2 protein-coding genes and 1 pseudogene are annotated in these 1,168 nt (G+C 47.1%); all 3 read left to right on the forward strand.

Annotated features, from left to right (window positions below; translation table 11 throughout):
• Window positions 1-421, forward strand: a 421-nt coding sequence (locus R7Q41_RS24190; RefSeq protein WP_318144728.1) for a helix-turn-helix domain-containing protein, incomplete at its 5' end; no start/stop codon positions are given.
• A 126-nt stretch (window positions 422-547) separates the two neighbouring features.
• Window positions 548-859: a flagellar hook-basal body complex protein FliE gene (fliE, locus tag R7Q41_RS24195; protein ID WP_005457685.1), complete on the forward strand. Its 312-nt coding sequence runs from the start codon at window positions 548-550 to the stop codon at window positions 857-859.
• 14 nt (window positions 860-873) lie between these two features.
• A pseudogene (locus R7Q41_RS24200) lies at window positions 874-1,168 on the forward strand (flagellar basal body M-ring protein FliF); the annotation flags it as partial.

A 1,168-nucleotide genomic window follows, 5' to 3' on the forward strand; every position in this document is an offset into this window, starting at 1 on the left:
GCCAGTTGCAGTGGAAAAACTATTGCAGTACCCATGGCCAGGTAATGTTCGAGAGCTGGATAACGTTGTACAACGCGCGCTGATTTTGAGTGAAAACGGCGATATCGGTGCAGAGCACATCTTGCTAGAAGGCGTGGATTGGCAAGATGCCAACAGCTTGCAATACGTTGTGCAAAGTGCAGAAACATTGGTCCCTGATGTCAAGCCTGTTGCTCAAGCTGAATCCGTCAACCGCGTTAACACTGGCGGCGAGGGGGTGGGTGGCGAGCTGCGCGATCAAGAGTACGCGATCATTCTAGAAACCTTGGTGGAATGTAATGGCCGACGCAAAGAAATGGCAGAGAAGTTGGGCATAAGCCCACGTACTCTGCGCTACAAACTTGCCAAAATGCGTGACGCGGGTATAGATATTCCGAGTTAGGTTTCACACGCGTAGCCATAAGACAAAAGTGTGAGTAAACTATACTGCTGGCGTCTTATGGCACATAAATTGCTGTGTCAATATTTAGTTTAAATAGATAGTCAAACTTTTGGCTCAGAGGTGATAATGAAAGTTGATGGTATTCAGGCCGAAATGCGCGCCATGATGGTTGAAGCGACCAACACCACTCCGACAGGAACGGGTGCGAAAGTGGGTGCAGATTTCAATGATCTCCTAACCAAAGCCATCAATAACGTAAACTCACTTCAAAAATCATCTGGCGATCTACAAACGCGTTTTGATCGTGGTGATGCCGATGTTTCCTTATCTGACGTCATGATTGCTCGTAACAAATCCAGTGTTGCTTTTGAAGCCACTGTTCAAATCCGCAATAAGCTCGTTGAGGCCTACAAAGACCTCATGAACATGCCAGTGTAATTTAGGTAATAAGTGTGGCAGACAAGTCTACAGATTTAACCGTCACTGATGGCGGCTCAGATGGCGCACTGGTTTCTAGCTCCGATATGGATGTGGAAAGCCAAAATCCAGATTTAGAAGAGCGCAGTGCATCAAAATTCGATATGGCCGTGGGCGACCTCGATTTGCTTCGACAGGTCGTGCTTGTGCTATCGATCTCTATCTGTGTTGCGTTAATCGTGATGTTGTTCTTCTGGGTAAAAGAACCAGAAATGCGTCCGCTTGGCGCTTACGACACTGAAGAACTGATCCCTGTTCTGGATTACCTTG

Origin of the sequence: Vibrio sp. 2096 (assembly GCF_033339595.1) — a bacterium.
Lineage (GTDB): Bacteria > Pseudomonadota > Gammaproteobacteria > Enterobacterales > Vibrionaceae > Vibrio > Vibrio alginolyticus.

What these genes read in the sequence shown, in the direction of transcription:
- fliE (WP_005457685.1), top strand. Translation starts at nt 548, where the DNA reads ATGAAAGTTGATGGTATTCAGGCCGAAATGCGCGCCATGATGGTTGAA.